Origin of the sequence: Gilliamella sp. B2911 (genome assembly GCF_026536965.1) — a bacterium.
Classification (GTDB): domain Bacteria; phylum Pseudomonadota; class Gammaproteobacteria; order Enterobacterales; family Orbaceae; genus Gilliamella; species Gilliamella apicola_E.
Genome location: NZ_JAFNNA010000029.1, coordinates 1 through 1,493, shown reverse-complemented (window position 1 = coordinate 1,493; position 1,493 = coordinate 1). Strand labels below are relative to the sequence as shown.

Genomic DNA, 1,493 nt, shown 5'->3' with positions numbered 1-1,493 from the left:
TATTGATAAGTGTTTGGCGCCGTATAATATCAAGTTAAAAATTGAAAACAGTAGCATTCAAACTCAATATGGTGTTCCAAATACAACAAAATTTAGTGATTTAGACGATAATTATATTCTCACTGTTGGTTCTAGTACCATTTATACTTGTTTTGTTCAACCGAGAACATTAACACAAAATAACGGTGTTTCTGGTCAATGGGATTCAGATAAAAGTGCTTTTTTAGTCCAAAATGTTAATGATCCAGAATCTAACTTTCCTGCAACGGGCGCCAATGATCTTAATTTTAGATTGATTGTAGCGGGGTTGAAAAGTTATCGCCAACTTAGTTATACCAAAGAGCCCAGCAATTCTAATGTTGATTTAGAATTCAGTGCAAAGGGTGATGGGGTACCCGTAGTGAAGTTAAAAGGCCCAAACTCTAATTCTCCTTCATCTAAAATGAGTTTTGTGCCAACACAATTTACCATTTATGCTGATCCAGGGAAGACTATTCCAATTTATCGATTCAAATTGCGCCACTGGTTTATTCCCCAAACTGATAGGAATGGTCGAGATACAATCGAGAACAAGTATAATAATGCTTTAAGTTATTGCACAAGCTTACCAGGTTATAGATTACCGATTGTGTCAGATCTGACTAATGGTAATGGTGGTGGTTGGACTGGCGGCTATCCTGGAAATGATCAAAAAAAATATAGACAAATTAATGGTGGATTGCTTTCAGAGTGGGGATCATTAAAAAATTTAGATTATGGTAGTTCTTGGACTGTCTTTACCTTTTGGACAAGTTCACCAAGCCCATACGCTGATCAACATTATATTGTGTCCTCTGATGGTGACACAATTAGTGCTTTGAAAAACCAAATAACTCAAGCGCTTTGTGTTTCACCTTAAATAAAATTTAAGAAATATTTCCAGAAGTATTATTTTTAATAACAGTCAAAAAGGGGGGAGAATAATACCCCCTTTTTAATTTTGTTGTATTATTAGATAATTAGCTATCAACGCTATCATTTAAAAGTAATTAGAGAATGTTTTAAATCAATTCAATCATTCCTATTTATCACCGAAAGCTATTTGCTTTGCTGTTGACACAAATTGTACATTATCTTTTTTCAGCCTCTGGCTTCAAGATAGATTTTAGGAAAAGTTAGTTTATTTATTTAATAAAATATAAAATCTCAATTATAGAGGAATAATCTACTCAATTAATATTTAAAACGATTTTTTGCGTTATTTTTAACAAACTAAAATGGTCTTATTACAACAAACTTATAGATGATAAGATCTTAAAATTTAGTAACCTATCGAAATTTCGGAATTATAAAATTATCCAATTTATTTTAAATAATATCCAAAATCGTTTTGTTTATAAAAATTTTCTATTTCCTAAATTTTATACTGAAACATAGGTATTTATACCATCGATTATAAGAAAAATGAGATAATCGCTACGACTAAAATAGACAAACATCTTTGGTGATTGTTA

The 1,493-nt window shown here is 31.1% G+C and carries 1 protein-coding gene; it reads left to right on the top strand.

The genetic code is table 11. The features are described 5' to 3' along the window. Positions 1-898, top strand: an 898-nt coding sequence (locus tag J3U27_RS11550) for a hypothetical protein (protein WP_267377505.1), incomplete at its 5' end; no start/stop codon positions are given. Positions 899-1,493 lie beyond the last annotated feature (595 nt).